The organism is Actinomadura sediminis (genome assembly GCF_042675525.1).
GTDB lineage: Bacteria > Actinomycetota > Actinomycetes > Streptosporangiales > Streptosporangiaceae > Spirillospora > Spirillospora sediminis.
The window spans coordinates 101,828-124,374 of the sequence record NZ_JBHTJA010000004.1; the positions used below are offsets into that span (position 1 = coordinate 101,828).

The window sequence follows — 22,547 nt, forward strand, 5'->3', positions numbered from 1 at the left end:
GGCCGATGCCCCTCACAGGCCGATGTCGTGCTCGCCGCCCGCGAACCGGACGGCGTCGCCCACCTCGACGTCGAAGCGGAAGCGGTGCTCCAGGGCCGCGCGGAAGAGGTCCAGCAGCGCCCGCACCTGCGGGTCCGCGGCCCGCGCCGGCGCGGCCGCGGCGAGGTCGGCGTGGCGCGGCAGGAGTTCCGCGAGCGGTCGCCCGAGGACGCCGCACAGTTCCCGGAGCCGCATGTCGAACACGGCGAGCTCGCCGTAGACGTGCCCGGTCGCGACCAGCGACCCGGAGGGCGACGCCACGACGCAGGTGGTCCCGGGCCGGGACTCGACGGGCGGCGCCGCACCCCCGGCGCCCGGCCGGTCGGCGTCGAGGAGGTACAGCCGGCCGTGGATGTCGGCGGCCGCGACGCCGCGGTGGACCGTCGCCAGGCCCGCGCAGCCGTCGTCGCATCGCAGCACCGTGCGTTCCGCGCCGCCCCCGGCCGGCAGGAACGTCACCGACCCGTTCCGTTCGGCGCACGCGACGGTGTCCGCGTCGACGTACGCGGCGCGGACCGGCCGTTCGGCGGGATGGAGGACCTCGGCGGCCCCGCCCGCCGGGTCGAACAGGTGCACCGCCCGGTCGACGACCGCGAGCCGGGGCGTGTCCGGGTGCGCGGCCACCACGCGGGGCCGCAGCCGCGGGTCGAGCCCGAACCCGGCGAGGCTCCGCACCGTGACGTCCCGGCCGTCCGGCCCGCCGCGCAGCAGCTCCCCGGCGGCGGTCACGGCGGCGAACCCCCCGCCGTCGCCGTGTTCCCCCTCGCCGTGTCCCCCGTCGCCGTGTCCCCCGCCGCCGGTGCGGGTGAGCGAGGTGACGGCGCCCTCGACCGGATGCGCGGTCCGGGCGCCGCCGGGGGCGCAGCGGAACAGCCGGTGCGGGCCCGCGCCGCCGCCCGTGCCGACCAGCACCGTCCCGTCCCCGAGGAGCAGCACGCGGCCGGCGGCGCCGAACCCCCCGTGCCGCCGGACGTCCCGGCCGGTGCGCGGATCCAGGACGCGGACGGTCCGGTCGAGGCACGCGACGGCGAGCAGCGGGCCGTCCGGCGCGCCGGGACACCCTTCGGGGGAGAACGACAGATGGTGGATCCCCGCGGGCATCCGGAACACCGTCCTGGGAGGCCGCGCCGCGGGCCCGGCGCGGAAACGCTCGAGCGCGGCGCGGACGGTCTCCGGGGTGACGCCCCGGTACAGCTCGAACAGGCGCCGGCCGTCCTCGTCGCGCGGCCGCCAGCCGCCGAACAGGGGCACCAGCGCGGCGCCCCGCTCGAGGGGGACGTCCCGGACGAGCGCCCACAGGTCGTCCCATGCGCGGCGCTCGGCGAGCCGCTCGCCGAAGTACCCGAGCTCCTCGCCCGACATGTCCGTGACGTGGGCGCGGCGCTCACCGGCCACGATCGTCCGGACGAGGTCGAGGTCCCCGGCGGCGAGCAGCGCCCCCCGGGCGCGGGCGCGCTCGTCCGGCGGCGCCGCCGCGTAGGCGAGCGCGAACAGCGACCCGTCCGGATCCAGCGCGCGCCGCTGCCCGCCCTGGCCGGTGAGGGCGAACAGCCACGCGCGCCGGACCGGATCCCGGGGGACGAGCCCGCGCGTGCGGCACCGCTCCGCGCGCTCCGGGTCCCGGATCGCCAGCTCGCACGCCGCGTCGATGACCGCCTGGTCGCCGCGCGCGATCGCCTGCTCCGCGGCGAGGTCCGCGACGGCGTGGTCCTCGAGCAGCGCGGCGGCGAGCACGGGAACGCCGTGGGAACCGTGCCTGCCCACCGCCAGGGCGGTCACCGCCGCGAGCGGCGCCCCCGCCGCCGAGCGCCCCCACCGCAGCAGCGCGTCCCGCAGCGGGCCCGGCGCACCCCGGGCGCACTCCTCCCACAGCGCGTCCAGCTCCGGGTACGGCGCGGGCGCCGGGTTGGCCAGGAGCGCGTCCCGCAGCGGCGTCCCCGGACCGGTGTCGAGGTCCCACAGCGCATCGAGGACGGCGCCCCGGGCCCCGCCGCAGAACGCGGCCGCGCCCTCCCGCACGGCGGGGTCCTCGTCGCCGAGCAGCCCGGGCACCCAGGGCACGGCGTGCTCGCCCCAGCCGCCCGTCCGCCCCAGGAGCGCCTGCGTGACGAGCCGTCCGGGAGGCGCGAGGGCGGTCGCCCCGGTGTCGAGCACCGCCCGGCGCAGCTCCGGGTCGCGCGTGTCGACCCACCAGCGCGCGACGTGCGCGCGGGCGTGGCCGCACCGCGGATGCTCCGGCGTCCGCGCGACCCGGACCACGCCGTCCCGCGCCTCCCCGCCGCGCCGCGCGGCGTCCGCGAGGAGCCGCCGCCACGCCCGCGCGCCGGCCCGCCCCCGCCGGGCGCTCCCGGCGATCCGCCGCTCGGTTCCCGATCGTCGCATGACCGTCCCCTCACAGGCCGATGCCGTGCTCGCCGGCGGCCGGGGACTTACGGTGCCCGGCGGCGGCCCCCGGTTCGCCCCGCACCTCGCGACGCCGCCGCCGTCGCCGGACCGCCCGCCGCTCCCGCCGTCGCGCGTCCACCATCGCCGCTCCTCAGAGGCTGATGTCGAACTCGCCCGCGGACAGCCGGACGGCGTCCCCGAGCTCGACGTCGAACCGGAACCGGTGCTCCAGGCACGCCTCCAGCAGCCGCAGCGCGTCCGCGGACCCCCGGTCCAGCCCCGGCACGGCGCGCGCCGTCGCGACGATGCCGAGATGCCGGGGGAGCAGGGCCGCCACCGGGCGCGCGACGAGCCGCGGCAGCTCCCGGACGCGCAGGTCGAACAGGTCGGTGTGCCCGGCGGCGTCGCCGACCGCGAGGAAGCCGCCGTCCGGCGACACGGTCACGCTCGTCGGGGCGCACGGCTCCGGCGCGCGGTGGACGGTCGTGCGCGCCGATGCCCCCGCGTCCAGCACGTGCAGGTCGCCGGTCCCGTCCACGAGGACGCTCTCGCCGGTGCCGGGCAGCGCGCCGAGCCCGCGGACACCGGCGTCGACGTGCACCGCGCCCCGCTGTGCGAGCACCGTCGAGTACGGCGTGTTCGACCGCAGCAGCCGCACCGTCCCGCCGCGCTCGGCGCAGACGATCCCGGACTCGTCGACGAACGCCGGCCACGCCGCCGGCGGCTCGTAGTCGATCAGGGGGAGGTCGTCGGCGCCGGGGTCGGCGACGACGAGGTGGCGGCCCAGCACGGCGATCCGCCCCGACGGATGCGCGGCCACCGAACGCGGCCAGGACGAGCGCGACAGCCGGAACCGGCGGGCGGGCAGCTCCGCGACGGGGCCGCCGTCCGGCGCCCCCCGCAGCAGCTCCCCGGCGCGGGTGCCCGCGACGAAGCCGCCGTCGCCGGTGCCGGTCAGCGCGGTGACCGAACCGCGCGCCGTGTGCAGGACGCGCGTCCCGCCGTCCGCGCAGCGCACCACCCGGCAGTCGCGGTCGACGCGGTTGGTGCGCTCGGCGGCGACCACGCCGTCCCCCGTGTGCAGGACGCGGCCGACGGACGCGCCGAAGCCGGCGTAACGCTCGGCGAGTTCCGCCGACCGCAGGTCGAAGACCCCCACGACCCGGTTCGTGCCCGCGACGGCCAGGAACGGGCCGTCCCGGCCGGGGGAGAACGACACGTCGTTGACGCGCCCCCGGAACCGCAGCCGCGCCCGGGGCGCCGCCCGCCCCTCGGACGCCGCGAGACGCGCGACGGCGCGCGCCGTCGCGGCCGGGTCCGCCGCCCGGTACAGCTCGAACACGCGGCGGTCGTCCGCGCCGCGCGGCGCCCAGCCGTCGAACAGGCCGCACAGGTCCGCGCCCGTCGCGATGGCGACGTCCTGGACGAGCGCCCACAGGCCGTCCCAGTCGCGGCGTTCGGCGAGCCGCTCGGCGAGGTACCGGATCTCCTCCGGCGGCATCTCCGGGATGCGGGCCCGGCGGTCGTGCCCCACGATGACGCGGACGAGATCGAGGTCGCCCGCCGTCAGCATCGCCCGCTGCAGCCGGCCGCGTCCCGCGGGCGGCGCCGACGCGTACGCGAGGCCGAGCAGGCTCCCGTCCGGGTCCAGCGCGCGGTACTGCTCCGGCTGCCCGGTGAGCAGGAAGAACGCCGCACGCCGCACCGGGTCGGCGGGCGCGAGACGGTGCTTCCTGCAGATCCGGGCGAGCCCGTCGTCCTCCAGCGCGGCCGCGCACAGTTCGTCGGTGAGAGCCGGGTCGCGCAGGTTCGCGAGCCGGTCCTCGGCGATGCCGCGGAGCGGGTGGTCGCCCAGCGCGAGCGCCTCGATCAGCGCCGCCCGGTACCGGGGTTCGCGCAGGACGTCCGGGGCCGAGCCGACCGCGACGACGCTGAGGCCCTCGACACCGCCCCCGGTCGCCGGGCGCCCCCACCGCGACAGCGCCGCCCACAGCCGCTCGTCCGGGCGGTGGAGCCACTCTTCCCACAGCCGGTTCAGCGGACCGGACGGCGGGGGCTCGCCGTGGCGCAGCAGCAGCCCCCGCAGCGGCGTGCCCGGCCCGGTGTCGAGCGTCCACAGGGTGTGCAGCGTGTCGCCGGACGCCTCCCGGCAGAACTCCTCCGCCCGCGCCCGCACGTCCGGATCGGGATCGGCGAGCATGCCCGGCACGGGACCCGTCTCCGCCGCCGTCAGGTCCGTGCCGAGCCGCCCGAGCAGCGCGAGCGTCCATTGCCGCGCGGGCGGCGACGCCGCGACGGCCCCCAGGTCCAGCACGAACCGCCGCATCAGCGGGTCGCGGGTCTGCGCCCACCACAGCGCGACCGTCTCCCGCGCGCGCTCGGCCAGCCGGTGCCCCGGCGTCGCCGCCACCGACGCGACGGCGTGCCGCACCGCCGGATCGCGCTTCCGCGCCGCCGCGAACAGCCGCCGCTCCGCCCACCGGCCGCGCGGCGACCGCCCGGCGGACGCCCCGGCCCACCGGTCGGCCCGCGGCCTCATGCCAGTTCCAGCCGCACCTGGTGCTCCGCCGCCTGGGACGCCTCCGCGAACGACGCCGACTGCGCCCGCCCATCCCGCAGCCACGACCGCAGGTCCTCGATGCGCTCGCGCTGCGACCGGCTCAGCGGGACGAGCCGTTCGATCGCCGCCGCGACGTCCTCGGTCGTGATGTCGCGCGGGCCGTCCGCGAACGCCCGGTACAGCGCGTCGACGATCGCCTGCTCGATCTCCGCGCCGACGTACCCGTCCGACAGCCGCGCCAGCCGCATCACGTCGAACGCCGCCGGGTCCCGCAGCCGCTTGCGCAGATGGACGTTCAGGATCTCGCGGCGCTCACTGTCGGTCGGCAGGTCCAGGAAGAACACCTCGTCGAACCGGCCGCGGCGCAGCGTCTCCGGCGGCAGCGCCCCCACGTCGTTCGCGGTCGCCACCACGAACACCGGCGACGTCTTCTCCTGCATCCACGTCAGGATCGTGCCGAACACCCGCTGCGACGTGCCGCCGTCCAGCCCGCCGGACGCCATCGACTTCTCCAGCTCGTCGATCCACAGCACGCACGGCGACACCGTCTCGGTGATCTTCAGCGCGAGCCGGAGCCGCTCCTCCGATTCGCCCACCAGCGAGCCGAACAGCGCGCCGACGTCCAGCCGCAGCAGCGGCAGCCGCCACAACCCGCTGATCATCTTCGCGGTGAGGCTCTTGCCGGTCCCCGGGATCCCGATCAGCGCCATCCCCTTCGGCGCCGGCAGCCCGAACTTCGCGGCGTCCTCCCCGAACGCGCTCTCCCGCAGCGTCAGCCACTCCTTGAGCAGCTCCAGCCCGCCGACGTCGTCGAGCGTCTCCTCCGAGCTGTAGTACTCCAGGGCCTGCGACGACCGGATGACCGCCTTCTTCTCCTCCAGCACCGCCGGGATGTCCAGCTCGTCCAGCACCTTGTCCCGGACGATCGCCTTGGAGAACGCCCGCCGCGCCTGCGTCGCCGTCAGCCCCAGCGCCGCCTGCGCCAGCCGCCACCGGCCGTGGTGCGTCAGGTCGCACTCCACCCGCGTCTGCCGGATCAGCTCGTCCAGGTCCGCGCGCAGCTCCCACAGGTCCGGCAGCGGCATGTCGAGGACGACCACGTCGTCGCCCAGCTCGGCCGGGACGTCCGCCGAGTGCGTCGTCACGACCAGCGACGCGTACGTCGACACCAGGCTGTGCGCGAGGTTGCGCAGCTTCCGCTTCACCGCCGGGCTCTTGTGCCAGAACTCGTGGAAGTCCTTCAGGACGTAGAGGTCCTTGCGGTTCGGGCTGTCGCGGGTCAACTCCGCGATCTTGTCGAGGGCCGCGTCCGGCGTCGGCGCCGTCGGCATCGGCCGCCCGTCCCGCGACACCAGCCCCCGCGCGACGTCCCACATCACGAGGTCGGACTTCGCGGACGCGTCCCGGCCGACCCGCACCTCGTTGAGGACCTCCAGCGCGCGCTGCTCCTCCACCGTCACCAGGACGATCATCGGCACCCGCGCCCGCAGGTACAGGTTCAGATCATCATGGACGCTCATCGGTCTCCTCGGCGCTCATCGTTGTTCCCAAGCGTGCATGCCGGTGACCGAGATCGTCCCGTCCGCGGAGATGACGATCTCGCTCTCCGGAACCCCGGCGAAGTCCTCCGGCCCGTACCGGTCCGTGATCGCCCAGTACTCCTTGTTGGACGACCCGCGGAGCCCGGTGCCGATCCGCAGCCGCGCGTTGTACCGTCCCGCGATCACCATGTCGGCCGTCTCGACGGCCGCCGACAGCGCCGGGTCCGCCTCGATCTCACGCCGCGCGAAACCCGTCAGCACCACGATCCCGAGACCGGACGGCCGCACCCGCCCGCAGAACTCCCGCAGCGCCTCCGGCTGCTCCAGCGGCTCGCCGCCGCTCACCGTGACCCCGTCGATCCCGGACGTCCCGAGCGCCTCGGCCGCGACGTCCTCGACCGTCCGGACGTCCCCGCCCGGCCCGTGCGTCTCGGGGTTGAAGCACCCCGGGCAGCCGAGCGTGCAGCCCTGCGCCCAGACCACGAACCGGGTCCCCGGCCCGTTCGCGGCGCTCCGTGACAGCGTGGCGTGCACCCGCCACGTCAGTGCCACAACCGGTCCTGCTGCTCTTCCCCGGTCTCGTTGTACGCCTCCGCCGTCAGCTCCTGCGCCTCGACCTCGCCGCCGAGCATCCGCACGAGCTCCTCGGTGGTCTCCAGGCAGGCCATGCCGTCGACCCCGGTCACATGGATCTCGACCTTGCCGTCCGGCTTGATCGTCACCTCGACGGTCTCGTCCATCACGCCCCCGCCCGCCGGAGGACGACCCTGATGTCCCCGGACTTCTCCGTATTGCCGGAATAGACCTCGAACCCGCGCTTCCGCAGCGTCGAATCGGCGACGGCCTCGTAGCCGTTCGCGCCATTCACGAACCCGGTCTCGTGCTCGCCGCCGTCCGGGCAGACCTCGAACTCCGCGTTCGCGTGCCGCCCGGCCCGGCCGCGCACGCCCGGGCCCACCGGCCGGGCCTCGCGGCCCATGCCCGCCGGCGCGCGCCGCGGCACCGTCCCGTCGGCGAACCGTGTCCGCACCCTCGTGAAATGCGACAACCCGTCCTCCCGAATCCGCGAACCCGCGAACCCGCCCAGCATATGGCGGCGCAATGACACCGAACAGGCATTTCTTCGCACTGCGCCGATGCGCGGCCGAACCGGGCGCGGCATTCCGGCGTCCCACAAGGTGGCCGACTAAGGAGGCGACCGCGATGAGCTGGGGTATCTCGGGCTTTCGCGAAGTGCGCGAACTGGGACGCGGGACGCAGGGCCGGGTCGTCCTGGCCCGGCACGTGACCGGCGGCCCCCCGGTCGCGATCAAGTACCTGGCGCCCGGCTCCGACCCCGCCGCGCGGGAGGTGTTCCGGCACGAGGCCAGGATGCTCGCCCGCGTCCGCCACCCCAACGTCGCGCGCCTGTACCGCCTGTTCGAGGACGCGACCGGCGCCGCGATCGTGATGGAGGTCGTCGACGGCGTCGCCCTCAAGCGCGTCCTCGCCGACCGCGGCGCCCTCACCCCCGAGGCGTCCCTCCTGCTGCTGAAGGGATCGCTGCTCGGCCTCGCCGCCGCCCACGCCGCCGGCGTCGTCCACCGCGACTACAAGCCCGCGAACGTCGTCGTCCGCGCCGACGGGCTCAGCAAGCTCATCGACTTCGGCGTCGCCGCCCGCGCCGGGCACGGCGGCCGCGTCGGCACCCCCGCCTACATGGCGCCCGAACAGTGGCGCGGCGAACCCGCGACCCCCGCCGCCGACGTCTACGCCGCCGCCTGCGTCTTCTACGAGTGCGTCACCGGCCACCGCCCCTACGCGGCCCGCACCGGACCCGACCTCATGGCGGCGCACGTCCGCGAGCCGGTGCCCGCGCACGACGTCCCCGCGCCGCTGCGAGCCCTCGTCGTCCGGGGCCTCGCGAAGTCGCCCGCCGACCGGCCGCCCGGCGCCGCCGCGTTCGCCGCCGAACTAGAGGAGGCCGCCGCCCGCGCGTACGGCCCCGGCTGGGAGGACCGCGCCGCCCGCGCCCTCGCCGTCGCCGCCGCAGCCCTCGCCCCCGCCTTCCCCCTCGCCGCCGCGGCCGCCCCGGACGGCTCCGTCCCCGACCCCAACGACCTGGGCGGCGCCGATCTCGGCGGGGGCGACGCGGGTTGGGTCGATGCGAGTTGGGGCGAGGCGGCTGAGGCAGACCCGTTCGGCGCGGACGCGTTCAGCGCGGACGTGTTCGGCGGGGACCCGGCGGGGGCCGACTCGGTCGCGGCCGACTTGGGCGGGGCCGACTTGGGCGGGGCCGACCCGATCGGCGTGGACCCGACCGTGACCGGCCCTGCCGGGGCTGACCCCGCGGGCGGGGACCCCGTCGCGGTGGAGTCGCCCGACCCGGATGTCGCCGCGACGCTCGTTCGGGAGGCGGGGCCGGACGCGGCCGGGGCGTCGGGCGGGGCGTCGGGCGGGGGAACGCCGGTCGGCGCGAAGGCGGCCCTCGCGGTCTCGGCCGTCGTCGTCGCGGTGGTCGTCGCCGTGTTCGTCGGGACGGCCGGCGGGGACGAGCCGGTCCGCCGCGTGGCGGCGTCCCCGGAGGCGTCCGGGACCGCCTCCGCCCCCGCGCCGCCCCGGCCGTCCCCCACGCACCCGTCCGCGACGCCGGCGCGCGAGGCCCCGTCGCCGACCCGTTCGTCCCCTGCGCCGACGCACTCCCCGGGACCGGCGGGCTCGTGGCCGTCGCCGGGCGCGTCCACGCACCGGACGCCGCCGCACGGCGGCACCCGCCTCGGCCCGGACGGCTTCGGCGACGTCGAGCTCGGCATGACGGCCGAGCGGCTGGAGGCGTCCGGGCGGGCGCGCCCCCGGCCGCACACCGCCGGGGACTGCCGCGTCTACGACGTCGCGGACGCGCGGGGCGCGGCGGCGACCGTGCACGTCTCGCCCCGCTCGGGTGTCGTCGCCGTCTTCGGCGGCGCGGGCCTCCGCACTCCCGAGGGGATCGGCGTCGGCTCGACCGTGGCCGAACTGTCGGCGGCCTACCCGTCCTCGCAGCGGTCCGCGGACGGCTGGACGACGCCCGTCCCCGGCAACCCGAACGCCCGGTACACGTCCCGGATCGCGGACGACCGGGTCGCCGAGTTCGCCCTCCGCCTGCGGGACGCGGGCTGCTTCACCGTCGACTGAACGCCGCACTCCCACGCAACCAGAGTCGTCCTAAATTTAGTGTTGACACATTCATGTGTCTGACATAAATTTCCCCCCGTGAGCGCCGTCGTGGCGTGCCGACCCTGAAGGAGACCTGCTTGACGAGCGAGCCGATGACGATCGACGCGACGACCGAGTTCGACCGGCAGGTCGCGAACCTGGAGCCCGCGGTGCCGGACGCCGGGCGGTTCGGGGCGCTGGTCGCCCCGCTGCGGGACGTCGCCGCCGGGCTCGGGAGCGTCGAGGTCGACACGGCGGCCGGACGGCTCCCGTTCGTCCTCGTCGTGACGCGGAACGTCGTCCCGATCGAGGAGTCGATGCCGCGCACGACCCTGCACGGCAAGAAGAAGCCCGGGTTCGTGGACCGCTCGTTCGAGCCCGGCTCCCTTGAACGGTTCGTCGCCGTCGAGGAGCTCCCGAACCCGGACGCCTACCTGCTGTTCGACGTCGAGCGGGGCGAGGAGTTCTGCAACGAGGTGCCGAACGACGCGATGGACGTCATCGCGAAGCGCGAGCGGACCCTGCTGACCATCGAGGAGGGCATCGCGGTCATCACCCATTTCCCGGAGGTGCTCGTGAAGAACAAGTGCTTCTCGCTGGGCGGCTCCCGGTGCGGCGACCGCCGCGTCCCCGCTATCTGGATCAGCCAGAACGCGCCGAAGCTCGGCTGGTGCTGGGCCGGGAACCCGCACACGTGGCTCGGCGTGGCGTCCGGCGGCGCCCGCCGCGCGTGACGGGCGCTCCGGCGCAGGTCGACGGGGTGGGCCGGGTGCGGTCCCTGCTCTAGGCTTGGGCGATGGCCAGCACATCCCCGCGCCGGCTGCCACGAGGGCGGCACGCGCTCGCCCCGGAGGAAGTGGCCCGGATCCAGCGCGAGCGGCTGTGCCGCGCGATGGCGGAGGTCATGTCCGAGAAGGGGTACGCCGCGACGGCCGTCGAGGACGTGCTGAAGCACGCGGGGGTGTCGCGGCAGACCTTCTACCGGGTCTTCTCCTCGAAGCAGGACTGCTTCCTGGCGTCGTTCGAGATGGCCTGCTCGGTGTCCCTGGACCGGATGCTGGTGCCCGCGGAGGGCGAGGACCCCCTGGAGCGGTGCGAGCTCGCGCTCGACCACTACCTGCGGACGGTCGCCGCCGAGCTGCCCTTCGCGCGGCTGTTCCTGATCGAGGCGTTCGCGGCGGGCCCGGAGGCGATCAGGCGGCGCGCCGGGCGGGAGGCCGCCATGGCGTCCGCGCTGGCCGGCGTGCTGGGCGTCACCGACGACGGCGGCCGGTTCACCTGCCGGACGGTGGTGTCGGCGATCTGCGCGATGGCGGCCCCGCCGGTGGCCCGCAAGGACCTGGACGCCCTGCACGCGGTCGGCCCCGCGATGATCGCCCACGTCCGGCGCCTCTGGGCCGCCGGCGCGTTCGGCGAAGGCACCGGCCCCCGCCGGTAAAGCGCTCCGCATTCACCTCTACCGCGACGGTAATGATTGTTGCTATGTCTTGTAGAGCGTGAATTTCTGCCGACGTGCCGGGGGTGGGCGATGGTGGCGGGCGGTTCGGCGGGGGAGCGTGGGCGCAGGGCGCGCGAGGCGGCGCTCGAGCTGAGCCGCCGCGCCCGCGCCGCCTACGCGGAGGCCGGGCGCTGGGAGGCGGCGTCGGAGGCGGAGCGGCAGGTGGCGGCGACGCTGGTGGGGCTGACCGCGATCGGCTGGCGGCTGCTGGTCGACCGCCGGTGGCCGGGCACGCACGGCGCGAACGTCGACATGATCCTCATCGGTCCCGCCGGGGTGTTCGTCATCGACGTGAAACGGTGGCGGGACGCGCCGTCCGTGCGGGACGGGGCCCTGCGCGCCGGGCGCGAGCGGCGGGACGGGGACGTCGCCAAGCTGCTCGCGATGACCCGGACGGCCGAGGCGCAGGTGTCGGCGCTCGGCATGTCCCCGGTGGCGCTGCGCCCGCTCATGGTGTTCGCCGGGCACCGGCTCGACGCGACGCTCGGGCGGGTGCGGCTCCTCGGGCATCCGGACGCGGTGCACGCGCTGCTGCGCGAGCCGCGGCGGCTCACGCGTCCGATGGTCCGGGCGGTGGCGGACCACCTGGAGGACGCGTTCCCCGCGTACGAGGCCCCCGCGCTGGAGGAGCGGGCCGCGTCCGAGCCGGCCGGGACGCTCGCGCTGTTCGACGCCGCGGAGGCCGAGAAGGCCGCGCTGGAGTCGGCGCTGCGGGCGCCGATCGAGCAGTGGATGACGTTCCTGCACCCCGACCAGGTCGCGGTGGCGCGCCGCGACTGGACCGGCCCGGCGCGGATCAGCGGCCCGGCGGGCACGGGCAAGACGGTCGTGGGCCTGCACCGCGCGGCGCACCTGGCCGCCCGGGGGCACGGACGCGTCCTGTACGTGACGTTCGCGAAGAACCTGCCGCGGGTGCAGCGGCAACTGTTCGGGCGGATGGCCGAGCACTTCGCCGACCGCGTGGAGTTCAGCGGCCTGCACGCGTGGGCACAGGGCTTCCTCCAGGAGCGAGGAGTCCCCATGCACCTGGACCGGGGGAAAGGGAGACCGCCTTCGCGCTCGCCTGGAAGTACCGGGGCCGCGGCGGCGTCCTCACCGAGATCGACACGTCGCCCGCCTACTGGAAGGACGAGATCGACTACGTCATCAAGGGGCGCGGGCTGCGGACGCTCGACGAGTACCTCGCCGTCGCCCGGCACGGGCGCCGCACGGCACTGCGGGCCGTCCACCGCGAGGCGGTCTGGAAGCTGTACGCCGAGTACGAGGAGCGGCGGATCGAGCGCGGCGTCCACGACTTCAACGACGTCCTCGCGGCCGCACTCCGCGAGCTTCGGGAACGTCCGGACGGCCGGTACGGCGCGGTGATCGTGGACGAGGTGCAGGACCTCACGCTCGTGGGCGTGCGGCTGCTGCACGCGCTGGCGGGGGACCGCCCGAACGGACTCCTCCTGATCGGGGACGGGCAGCAGGCGGTGTACCCGGGCGGGTTCCGGCTCGCGGAGGCCGGGATCGGGATCCGGGGGCGCGGCGCGGTGCTGCGCACGAACTACCGCAACGCCGCCGCGATCCTGGAGGCGGCGATGGACGTCGTGTCCGGCGACCCGTTCGACGACCTGGACGGCCCGAGCCCGAACGGCCGCCGCACCGTCGACCCGACCTACCACGGCGGCCGGGTGACGCGCGAGCGCGCGGCCGACGCCGACGAGCACGACCGGCGGCTCGTGGCGGCCCTCAGGGAACTGCCGGACGCGGCGGACGCGGCCGTCCTGTGCGCCTCGGCCAAGGCGATCGAGCACTACGCCGGGTTGCTGGGCCGGGCGGGGATCGCGGTGCAGCGGCTGGAGCACTACGACGGGCGGCCGGTGGACGCGGTCAAGGTCGGGTCGTACCGGCGGGCGAAGGGCCTGGAGTTCAAGAAGGTGTTCCTGCCCCTGCACGACGCGGGGATCGCGGCGGAGGGGGACGGAGACGCGGCGCGGGAGCGGGCGGAGCTGGCGCGGCGGCAGTTGTTCGTCGCGATGACGCGTGCTCGTGATCTGCTCTGGCTGGGATCGGCCGGGCCGGGTTTGTAGCGGAGGACACAAAAGCGTGGGCCGGTTCCACGGTCGCGCCTATTGGAGTAAGCATCTACTTGCTTTAGGGTCGGGGGGCCGTCACCCGGACGGCCGGGCTCGTCGGGGGTCTGGGGGCGATCCAGAGGGCCTGGGCACGACGAAGGGTTGGTCCATGTCCACCACAGTCCGCCGGCTCCTGCGCGCGGCGGTCGCCTGCGGGATGGGGGTCGCGCTCACCGCGACCGCCCTGCAGGCGCCCGCCGCGGCCGCTCCGCAGGGGTTCGCGCCTCCCGCCGAGGATCCGTTCTACACGCCGCCGCGGCCGCTTCCCGCCGGGCTCCCCGGCGACATCATCCGCTCCCGCGAGTCCGTCTTCACCCTCGACCCGATCGGCCGGACGCCCGTCGCGGGCGTCACGTCCACGCAGGTCCTGTACCGGTCGCAGGACGTGCACGGCGACCCGATCGCCGTGTCCGGCACCGTGCTCGTCCCCGAGAAGAAGTGGGACGGCCGGGGCGAGCGCCCGCTCGTCACGTACGGGGTCGGGACGCGCGGGCTCGGCGACGCGTGCGCCCCCTCGTACACCCTCACGCAGGGCCTCGACTACGAGATGTTCTTCATCTCGGACGCGCTCAGCAAGGGCTGGGCCGTCGCGGTCACCGACATGCCGGGCCTCGGCACGCCCGGCCTGCACACCTACGAGGTCGGGAAGGCGCAGGGCATGGCGGCCCTCAACATGGCGCGGGCCGCGCAGCGCCTCCCCGGGACGGGCCTCGCCGGGAGCCCCGTCGCCGCGATGGGCTACTCGCAGGGCGGGACGACCGCGGGCTGGGCCGCCGAGCTGGCCGCGTCCTACGCGCCCGAACTCGACCTGAAGGGCGTCGTCGCGGGCGGCGTCCCCGCCGACCTGCGGGCGGTCGCCGCGAACCTGGACGGCAACCTGTTCGCCGCGTTCATGTTCATGTCCGCCGCCGGGTACGACGCCGCGTACCCCGAGCTGGACCTGGAGTCGTTCCTCAACGACGCGGGCCGGAAGCTGATGGAGACGTCGGCCGACACCTGCATCGCCAGCGTGGACGGCATCGCCACGTTCGCCGAGACGGCCTTCAAGAAGGTCGGCGACTTCACCACGAGCGACCCGCTGGCCACGCCGCAGTGGCGGGCCCGGCTCGACGAGAACAAGCTCGGCTCGACCGCGCCGAGCGTCCCCGTCCTGCAGACGCAGGCCGTGTTCGACCAGATCATCCCGTTCGGGCAGGCGGACACGCTGCACAAGGCGTGGTGCGCGAAGGGCGCGAACGTGACCTGGAAGACCTACACGATCGCCGAGCACGCCACCGGCATGCTGTGGTCGTGGCCCGACGCGGTCGGGTTCCTCACCGACCGGTTCGCCGGCAAGCCCGCGCAGGGCGACTGCGCGGCCTGACCCCGCGGCGGCCTGGGCCCCTCCGGGGGCTCAGGTCTCGCGCTTCCACGCCTCGGTGATCAGCCGCCGCACCTCGGGCTGCGTGACGGGGGAGAGGCCGCGCCGCTCCCGCTCGCGGCACACCGACGTCATCTCCACGTCCGGCATGCCGCACGGGACCGCCCACGTCCACGGCTCCGGGTCGGCGTCGACGTCCATCGCGAAGCCGTGCGCGCTGACCCCCCGCGAGATGTACATCCCCAGCGAGACGATCTTGCGGCCCTCGGCCGTCCAGACGCCGGTCAGCAGCGGGCTGCCCTTCGGGGTGTCGCGCCGCTCGGCGGGGATCCCCAGCTCGCCGAGCACCGCCACCAGGATGTGCTCGATGTCGCGGATCAGCCCGACCACGTCGGCGGGCTCCGCCAGCTTCAGCACCGGGTACCCGACGACCTGCTCCGGCGAGTGGTAGGTCAGCTTCCCGCCGCGCCGCGTCTCCACGACGGGGATGCCGTGCGCCGGGTCGGGGCGCTCGTGCGGCGGCGTCCGCCGGCCCACCGTGTACGTGCGGGGGTGCGACAGGAGCCAGAGGGTGTCGTCGATCCGGTCCTCCTGCCGGTCGCGCACCATCCGGTCCATGGTCGCGACGGCCTCGGTGTACTCGACGACGTCGCTCTCGATCACGCGCAGCGGATGGTCGTCGCGCCGCCGCGCCGCCAGCCCGCTCAACAGTTGTCCGTGCACGCCGGGAAGCCTATCCGCGGGACGGCGCGATGGAATGCCCCCGGGACGCCCCGGAACTCCGGGGCCGGACTGACAGATCGGCGTGTCGCGCGGTACTGTCGATGTCAGGCCGAGAGGCGCTGCAACGGGTGGACGCCCGCCACGCTCGGCCCCACCGACTCCGGTTGAAACAAGGGCGCCTCCCACGAACGACTGGGAGGTGGCAGTGAAGACCGAAGCCCTGCGGAAGCTGCTCGACGAGCGCATCGCCGTCCTCGACGGAGCCTGGGGGACGATGCTGCAGGGGGCCGGCCTCACCCCCGAGGACTACCGCGGCGACCGCTTCGGCGGCCACGCCCGCGACGTCACCGGCGACCCCGACCTGCTGAACCTGACCCGCCCGGACCTCATCCTGGACGTCCACCGGCAGTACCTCGCGGCGGGCGCCGACATCACGACCACCAACACCTTCACCGCGACGAGCATCGGCCAGGCCGACTACGGGCTCGAGGCGCACGTCCACGAGATGAACGTGGCGGCCGCGCGGCTCGCCCGGCAGGCCGCCGACGAGGCGGGCGGGCGGTTCGTCGCGGGCTCGGTCGGGCCGCTGAACGTGACGCTGTCGCTGTCGCCCCGCGTCGAGGACCCGTCCTACCGGGCCGTCACGTTCGACCAGGTCCGCGACTCCTACGCCGAGCAGATCGCGGGCCTCGCCGAGGGCGGCGTCGACCTGCTGCTGATCGAGACGATCTTCGACACGCTGAACGCGAAGGCCGCCATCGCCGCCGCCCGCGAGGTCGCCCCGCACCTGCCGCTGTGGATCTCGGTGACGATCGTCGACCTGGCCGGCCGGACGCTGTCCGGGCAGACGGTCGAGGCGTTCTGGCGGTCGGTCGAGCACGCCGAACCCCTCGTCGTCGGGCTGAACTGCGGCATGGGCGCCCAGGAGGTGCGCCCGCACGCGGAGGAGCTCGCCCGGATCGCCCCCACTTACACCGCGACGTATCCGAACGCGGGCCTGCCGAACGCGTTCGGCGGCTACGACCAGACGCCCGAGGAGATGAGCGGGCTGCTCGGCGAGTTCGCAGGGGAGAGCCTCGTCAACGCGGTCGGCGGCTGCTGCGGGACGAGCCCCGAGCACATCGCCCGGATCGCCGAGGCCGTCCGCGGCACCGCGCCCCGGGCCGTCCCCGAGGTGCCGGCCGCGCCCCGGTTCAGCGGACTCGAGCCGTTCCAGATCGGCGCCGACACCGGCTTCGTCATGATCGGCGAGCGGACGAACGTGACCGGCTCGGCCCGCTTCCGCAAGCTGATCGAGGCGGGCGACCACCAGGCCGCCGTGGACGTCGCCCTCGACCAGGTCCGCGGCGGCGCGAACCTCCTCGACGTCAACATGGACGCCGACCTGCTCGACAGCGAGCGGGAGATGACGACGTTCCTCAACCTGATCGCGACGGAGCCGGAGGCGGCCCGCATCCCGATCATGGTGGACAGCTCCCGGTGGAGCGTCATCGAGGCCGGGCTGAAGACCGTCCAGGGCAAGGGCGTCGTCAACTCGATCAGCCTCAAGGAGGGCGAGGAGCCCTTCCTGGAGCAGGCCCGCCGCATCCGCGACTTCGGCGCCGGCGTCGTCGTGATGGCGTTCGACGAGGTCGGGCAGGCCGACACCGCCGACCGCAAGGTCGAGATCTGCGGCCGCGCCTACGACCTGCTCACGCAGAAGGCCGGGTTCCCGCCCGAGGACATCATCTTCGACCCGAACGTCCTCGCCGTCGCGACCGGCATCGAGGAGCACAACGGGTACGCGAAGGAGTTCATCGAGGCGCTCCCGCGGATCAAGGAGCGCTGCCCCGGCGCCCGCACCAGCGGCGGCATCTCCAACCTGTCGTTCTCCTTCCGCGGCAACGAGACCGTCCGCGAGGCGATGCACTCGGCGTTCCTGTTCCACGCGATCCGCGCCGGGCTCGACATGGGCATCGTCAACGCCGGGCAGCTCGCCGTCTACGAGGACATCCCCGCCGACCTCCTCGAACACGTCGAGGACGTGCTGTTCGACCGGCGCCCGGACGCCACCGACCGGCTCGTGTCGTTCGCCGAGACCGTCAAGGGCAGCAAGACCAAGCGCGTCGTCGACCTGGCGTGGCGCGAGGCCCCCGTCGAGAAGCGGCTCGAGCATTCGCTCGTCCACGGCATCGTCGACTTCGTCGAGGAGGACACCGAGGAGGCCCGGCAGAAGGCCGCCAAGCCCCTCGACGTCATCGAGGGCCCCCTGATGGACGGCATGAAGGTCGTCGGGGACCTGTTCGGCGCCGGGAAGATGTTCCTGCCGCAGGTCGTCAAGAGCGCTCGCGTGATGAAGCGGTCCGTCGCCTACCTCGAGCCCTACATGGAGCAGGAGAAGGAGGAGGCGCGCAAGGCGGGCCTGCTCGACACCTCCCGCGGCAACGGCAAGGTCGTCATGGCGACCGTCAAGGGCGACGTGCACGACATCGGCAAGAACATCGTCGGCGTCGTCCTCGGCTGCAACAACTACGACGTCGTCGACCTCGGCGTCATGGTGCCCGCCGCGAAGATCCTGGAGACGGCCGTCGCGGAGGACGCCGACGCCATCGGGCTGTCCGGGCTGATCACGCCGTCGCTCGACGAGATGGTGTCCGTCGCGTCGGAGATGCAGCGCCGCGGGATGAACCTGCCGCTGCTGATCGGCGGCGCGACCACGTCCCGGCAGCACACCGCCGTGAAGATCGCACCGGCCTACGACGCGACGACCGTGCACGTCCTGGACGCGTCCCGCGTCGTCGGCGTCGTGTCCGACCTGCTCGACCCCGAGCGCGCCGCCGCGCTCGCCGAGTCCAACCGGACCGAGCAGGCGCGGCTGCGCGCCGAGCACGAGACGAAGCAGCGGCGGCCGATGCTGAGCATCGAGCAGGCCCGCGCGAACCCCGAGCGGGTCTCCTTCGACGACCTGCCGACCCCCGCCTTCACCGGTGTGCGGACCGTCGAGCCCGACCTGACGACGCTCCGCGAGATGATCGACTGGCAGTTCTTCTTCCTCGCGTGGGAGCTGAAGGGCAAGTACCCGGCGATCCTCGACCAGCCCGTCGCCCGCGAACTGTTCGACGAGGGCAACGAGCTGCTCGACGAGATCGTCAAGAACGGCTCGCTGAAGCCGCGCGGCGCCTACGGGTTCTGGCCCGCGCACTCCGAGGGCGACGACATCGTCCTGGACGGCGGGCCGCGGTTCCCGATGCTGCGGCAGCAGACGCAGAAGCCGACCGGGCGGCCGAACCGCTGCCTCGCCGACTACGTCGCCCCGTCCGGCGACCACCTCGGCGGGTTCGCGGTGACGATCCTCGGCGCCGAGGACCTCGCCGCGCAGTACGAGGCCGACAACGACGACTACAAGTCGATCATGGTGAAGGCGCTCGCCGACCGGCTGGCCGAGGCGTTCGCCGAGTACGTCCACCTGAAGGCCCGCCGCGACTGGTTCGAGCCCGACGCCGACCCCGTCATCGAGGACCTGCACGCCGAGCGCTTCCGCGGCATCCGGCCCGCCCTCGGCTACCCGGCGAGCCCCGACCACAGCGAGAAGCGCGACCTGTTCGATCTGCTGGACGCCGGGCGCCTCGGCATCGGCCTCACCGAGTCGTACGCGATGACGCCCGCGTCCAGCGTCAGCGGCCTGATCTTCGCGCATCCCGACTCGCGGTACTTCACCGTGGGCCGCATCGGCCGCGACCAGACCGAGGACTACGCCGCCCGCCGCGGCCTGCCCCTCGCCGAGGTCGAACGCTGGCTCGCGCCGAACCTCGCCTACGACCCGTCCTGACCCGCCGCCGGCGCCCGTCCCCCCGCGGGACGGGCGCCTCGGCGCGGCGCCGTCCGTGCCGTCCTCAGAGGAGGCCGCTCGCCTCCAGGAGACGCGTCCAGGAATCGCGGTGGCGGCCCTTGCGGTCCCGCTCCGTGACGGCGTGGGGGCCGAGGACCCGTTCCACCAGTTCCGGGTAGCGGGGGCCGAGCACGAACCGGTCGAAGAACTCCACGATGTCCGGGGCGAGGTCGACCGTGTCGATCTCCTCGACCTCGGCGTGCTTGTAGAAGAAGATGTACTCGTCGGGGTCGCAGTAGTAGACGTCGCCCTGCCGCAGGTCCAGGCGGATGGGGGCCCCGCCTTCGAGGTCCTCGAGCGTTTCGGGCGACATGCCGTACCGCTCGTAGCCGATGACCAGCGGGTCGCCCAGCGGGCAGTCCGGATCGGAGCGGCGCTGCTCCCAGGCGTCGGGGCCGGCGATCTCGGGGGGCTGCACGAAGCTGAAGAAGTTCCCCGCCAGCTTGGAGAAGAGGCCGAACACCTCGGTCACCCCGTCGGGCAGCTCGGGGATCGGGCGGAGGGGGCGGGGCCCGGCGATGACGACCCCGAACCGGTGCTCGTCCTCGACCCGGCGGATCAGGTCCAGTTTGGCCCGCAATGCTTCCATGGCCGCACTCTAGGGCCCGCGTCGGACACGGCGGCGCGGGAGGCGCGTTCGGCCCGCGCGGGAGGCGCGTTTCGGCCCGCGCGAAAGGGCGCGGCCGTGGCCGCGCCCTTCGGGGTGCTCGGGTGGCGAGGAAAGCGGGAAGGCTGGGTGTCAGAGAGGTGTGAGAAGGAAGCCTCCCCATGGCCTCGCCGAGTGACACGTTAACACATGTGGGCGGGAAAATGCGGGGAAAAGGAACGGGCGCCGCGATGTGCGGCGCCCGTCCGCCGAGGAGAGCGAAGGAACTGGGGCGAACCGTGGCCCTTCGGGGCCAGGCGTCAGAAGGAAGCTCCGTCATGGCCTCGGCCGCGGGAGGAAAGCGAGAGGGCTGGTTAACTTTTGCAGAGTTGTGAGAAGGAAGCCCTCTCATGGCCTCACCGCGACGATCGTAACGGTCACGCCGGGATCAGGTCACGCAGATTTCGCGGCGTGTAGGCCGCGGAGCCCTCGGGCAGCCCGTCGGGACGGTCGAGGCCGATGAGGGTGACGGGCTCGTCCGGGAGCGGGCCGCCGTCCAGCATCGTCAGCCGCTCCGGCCGCATGAGATCGACCAGGTGGCGGACGGTGAGGTAGCGGCGGTCGATGACCGCGCGGGTCAGCGCGGCCGTCGTGGCCCGGTTTCCCTCGACCCTGTTGAACGCGAACGCGCCGCGCAGGTGAAGGTGCATCCACTTCGCCCGCCAGTCGCCGTCCTTGCCCCGGACGAACGCGAGCGGAAGGGCGATCCGTGCGGGCCCGCGCAGTTCGGACTTCATCCGGACGGTCCTCGGCTCGAAGGGCCGCCCGGCCTGGTCCTCGTCGCGCAGCATGAACCCGAAGAACGATTCCTCGACCTCGTCGAACCCTTCGCCCGAATAGATGTTCACCTGCGGGATGACGAACTGCGCTTTGATCTTCCGTAGCGACAGGTTGATGAACTCCGAAGCGCCGTCCGGTGCCTCGGTGATGTCGCCGGAATGCTCGCCGCCGGCCTTGCGGAGGGACGTGTACGAGAGCCACTGCGGATTGCCGTAGTCGCGGTCGAGCAGGAGCGCGGAAAGGTCGAAGTCGGTCCGGAGTTCGCGCTGCTTCCAGTAGACGAAGAACCGCAGGAGTTCCCCCTCGACCGGCGAGACGGAGCCGCGGGGCAGGACGCCCAGGCCGCTCGTGGTCGCCTTCCCGCTGAGGGGCAGCGCGACGTCGAGGACGGCCGGGTCCACGACGAGGTGCGCGGGCGCGGGCAGCCGCGCGCGGATCTCGTCGTCGAGCAGGTTCTTGAGCCGCCGGAACGCGTCCGGGGCGAGCGGCGGCCGGGTATCGGGGACGGCGACGCCGCGGCCGGTGCGGCCCGCGAAGACCCGGGTGCCCTTCGCCTTCCGCGTCCGGTTGAGCAGGTGCTCGCGGACCGACAGCAGGACCCGCCCGGACACCTGCCCGGCGACGGACTCGGCGGCGTCGAGCACGGCGCCGGAAGCGTCCGGGTCGGTGCGCAGCAGCCGGTCCAGCGAGCGGAACAGCACGCCGGGCGCGTGCGCGGCGAGCCTCGCCGCGCCGGGGACGTCACCGGCGCCGAGGAGGACCTCGATCCGCCCGGCGAACGACGGCGCCTTCTTCTCGCCGCGCGCCACCGCGAAGACGTCCCGCGCGTGCGGCCACCGCGGGTACTCGTGCGGGTGCAGGCGCTCGCCGAGGCGCTTCCACCGTTCGCGGTGCGCGGCCACGTCGCCGAGCTTCGCCGGGTCGCGGCGGACGACCTCGTCCAGGCCCGCGAGGAGCGCGCGGCGCTCGCGGCGGGTCAGCAGGAACTCCGTGGGCTCCGCGAGCGTGACGTCGCCGAGCGACAGCGCGCACGCGAGCCGCAGGACGTCGGTGACGGTGTCGAGCAGGAGGCCGCCGCCCTCGGCGACCCGGACCTGGTTGATCAGCGCGCGGTTCTCCCGGACGGGGATCGCGTCCGGCGCGACGTCGGTGCAGTGCGCGGCGAGCACGCGCAGGGCGTCCCGCTCCTCGTCGGTGAGCGGGGTGACGCTCCCGGCCAGCGCCAGGAACAGCCGCCCGGCCTCGGCGTCCGCCGGGCGGCCCGCGTGCAGGACGGTCAGCCGGTCGCCGGTGCCCGCGACGAGCTCGTCGTGCGCCGCCAGCATCTCGTCGTAGGTGTGCAGGTACTTCCCGTACTTCGGCAGCGAGAGCAGGTTCAGCGATCCGTTCACGATCTCGACGTCCGCGTCCGGGTCGGCGAGCGCGTCCAGCAGGCAGGAGACCCAGAAGGCGAGCGTGTCCGGCACGCCGTGCGGGAATTCCCGGAAGTAGACGTTGTGCCGGACGTGGTCGCCGGCCATCTCGCGCACGACGGGCAGGACCCGGGCGGCGAGGCCGGAGACGGCGTCCTCGGTGAGGCCCGACAGTGCCGTGAGCAGGCCGCCCGACAGCTTGAACCCGGCCGACATGAGCGCGACGTCGAACCGCCGCGCGGCGCCGCCGCCCGCGCCCGCCGGGCCGTCCGGGACGGGCACCCGGTGCGCGTGCCGGACGACGAGCCGTTCAAGAGTGATGGTCACCCGTGAATGGTCGCAATGTTCGCGATTATCGCCTAACGCTTTTTCCGCATCGGCGGAGGCGTGCCCGCCCGGCCGCGGCCCGCGCTAATTGAGTTGTTCGGGCGCCGCGCGGTCGTC

The 22,547-nt window shown here is 74.5% G+C and carries 17 protein-coding genes; 7 read left to right on the top strand and 10 right to left on the bottom strand.

Annotated elements, in window-relative coordinates; translation table 11 throughout:
• Positions 1–12: 12 nt before the first annotated feature.
• The 7 genes from ACFQ11_RS04320 to ACFQ11_RS04350 are packed head-to-tail and all read right to left on the bottom strand — an operon-like array spanning position 13 to position 7,573.
• Complete coding sequence (locus ACFQ11_RS04320) at positions 13–2,421, bottom strand: hypothetical protein (protein ID WP_378296466.1); 2,409 nt, start codon at positions 2,419–2,421, stop codon at positions 13–15.
• A 10-nt stretch (positions 2,422–2,431) separates the two neighbouring features.
• Positions 2,432–2,566: a hypothetical protein gene (locus tag ACFQ11_RS04325; protein WP_378296467.1), complete on the bottom strand. Its 135-nt coding sequence runs from the start codon at positions 2,564–2,566 to the stop codon at positions 2,432–2,434.
• 9 nt (positions 2,567–2,575) lie between these two features.
• Positions 2,576–4,963 (bottom strand): hypothetical protein, encoded by a 2,388-nt coding sequence (locus ACFQ11_RS04330; RefSeq protein ID WP_378296469.1) that lies wholly within the window; start codon positions 4,961–4,963, stop codon positions 2,576–2,578.
• Positions 4,960–6,504 carry an AAA family ATPase gene (locus ACFQ11_RS04335; protein ID WP_378296470.1) on the bottom strand — a complete coding sequence of 515 codons (1,545 nt, stop codon included), beginning with the start codon at positions 6,502–6,504 and terminating at the stop codon, positions 4,960–4,962. The genes ACFQ11_RS04330 and ACFQ11_RS04335 overlap by 4 nt, the downstream gene beginning before the upstream one ends.
• A gap of 15 nt (positions 6,505–6,519) precedes the next feature.
• A complete protein-coding gene (locus ACFQ11_RS04340) occupies positions 6,520–7,077 on the bottom strand; it encodes a 4Fe-4S single cluster domain-containing protein (protein WP_378296471.1) in 558 nt (185 codons plus the stop codon).
• The gene (locus ACFQ11_RS04345) at positions 7,068–7,265 is read right to left on the bottom strand and encodes a DUF2997 domain-containing protein (RefSeq protein ID WP_378296472.1); all 198 of its coding nucleotides are present in this window, start codon (positions 7,263–7,265) and stop codon (positions 7,068–7,070) included. Before ACFQ11_RS04345 ends, ACFQ11_RS04340 begins: the two co-directional genes overlap by 10 nt.
• Positions 7,265–7,573, bottom strand: coding sequence for a hypothetical protein (locus ACFQ11_RS04350; protein ID WP_378296474.1), 309 nt, complete (start codon positions 7,571–7,573; stop codon positions 7,265–7,267). The genes ACFQ11_RS04345 and ACFQ11_RS04350 overlap by 1 nt, the downstream gene beginning before the upstream one ends.
• Positions 7,574–7,728: 155 nt before the next feature.
• Here ACFQ11_RS04350 and ACFQ11_RS04355 point away from each other — a divergent pair, with 155 nt between their 5' ends.
• From ACFQ11_RS04355 to ACFQ11_RS04380, 6 genes are all read left to right on the top strand, one after another.
• The gene (locus ACFQ11_RS04355) at positions 7,729–9,678 is read left to right on the top strand and encodes a serine/threonine-protein kinase (RefSeq protein WP_378296475.1); all 1,950 of its coding nucleotides are present in this window, start codon (positions 7,729–7,731) and stop codon (positions 9,676–9,678) included.
• A gap of 119 nt (positions 9,679–9,797) precedes the next feature.
• Positions 9,798–10,433 carry a DUF5701 family protein gene (locus ACFQ11_RS04360; protein ID WP_378296477.1) on the top strand — a complete coding sequence of 212 codons (636 nt, stop codon included), beginning with the start codon at positions 9,798–9,800 and terminating at the stop codon, positions 10,431–10,433.
• 62 nt (positions 10,434–10,495) lie between these two features.
• Complete coding sequence (locus ACFQ11_RS04365) at positions 10,496–11,137, top strand: TetR/AcrR family transcriptional regulator (RefSeq protein ID WP_378296478.1); 642 nt, start codon at positions 10,496–10,498, stop codon at positions 11,135–11,137.
• Between the two features lie 90 nt (positions 11,138–11,227).
• Entirely contained in the window at positions 11,228–12,562 is a 1,335-nt protein-coding gene (locus ACFQ11_RS04370; protein ID WP_378296479.1) for a nuclease-related domain-containing protein, read from the top strand.
• Positions 12,445–13,269 (top strand): UvrD-helicase domain-containing protein, encoded by an 825-nt coding sequence (locus tag ACFQ11_RS04375; protein ID WP_378296524.1) that lies wholly within the window; start codon positions 12,445–12,447, stop codon positions 13,267–13,269. Before ACFQ11_RS04370 ends, ACFQ11_RS04375 begins: the two co-directional genes overlap by 118 nt.
• A gap of 154 nt (positions 13,270–13,423) precedes the next feature.
• The gene (locus ACFQ11_RS04380) at positions 13,424–14,677 is read left to right on the top strand and encodes a lipase family protein (RefSeq protein ID WP_378296480.1); all 1,254 of its coding nucleotides are present in this window, start codon (positions 13,424–13,426) and stop codon (positions 14,675–14,677) included.
• Positions 14,678–14,707: 30 nt separating this feature from the next.
• Here ACFQ11_RS04380 and lipB read toward each other — a convergent pair whose 3' ends face one another.
• Entirely contained in the window at positions 14,708–15,397 is a 690-nt protein-coding gene (gene lipB, locus ACFQ11_RS04385; protein WP_378296481.1) for a lipoyl(octanoyl) transferase LipB, read from the bottom strand.
• 205 nt (positions 15,398–15,602) lie between these two features.
• On the opposite strand from lipB, the gene metH reads away from it, so the two are divergent.
• Positions 15,603–19,205, top strand: coding sequence for a methionine synthase (gene metH / locus ACFQ11_RS04390; RefSeq protein WP_378296482.1), 3,603 nt, complete (start codon positions 15,603–15,605; stop codon positions 19,203–19,205).
• A 64-nt stretch (positions 19,206–19,269) separates the two neighbouring features.
• Here the strand turns inward: metH and ACFQ11_RS04395 are convergent, their stop codons facing one another.
• Positions 19,270–19,854: a hypothetical protein gene (locus ACFQ11_RS04395; RefSeq protein ID WP_378296483.1), complete on the bottom strand. Its 585-nt coding sequence runs from the start codon at positions 19,852–19,854 to the stop codon at positions 19,270–19,272.
• A 434-nt stretch (positions 19,855–20,288) separates the two neighbouring features.
• Positions 20,289–22,430 (bottom strand): TerD family protein, encoded by a 2,142-nt coding sequence (locus ACFQ11_RS04400; protein ID WP_378296484.1) that lies wholly within the window; start codon positions 22,428–22,430, stop codon positions 20,289–20,291.
• Positions 22,431–22,547 lie beyond the last annotated feature (117 nt).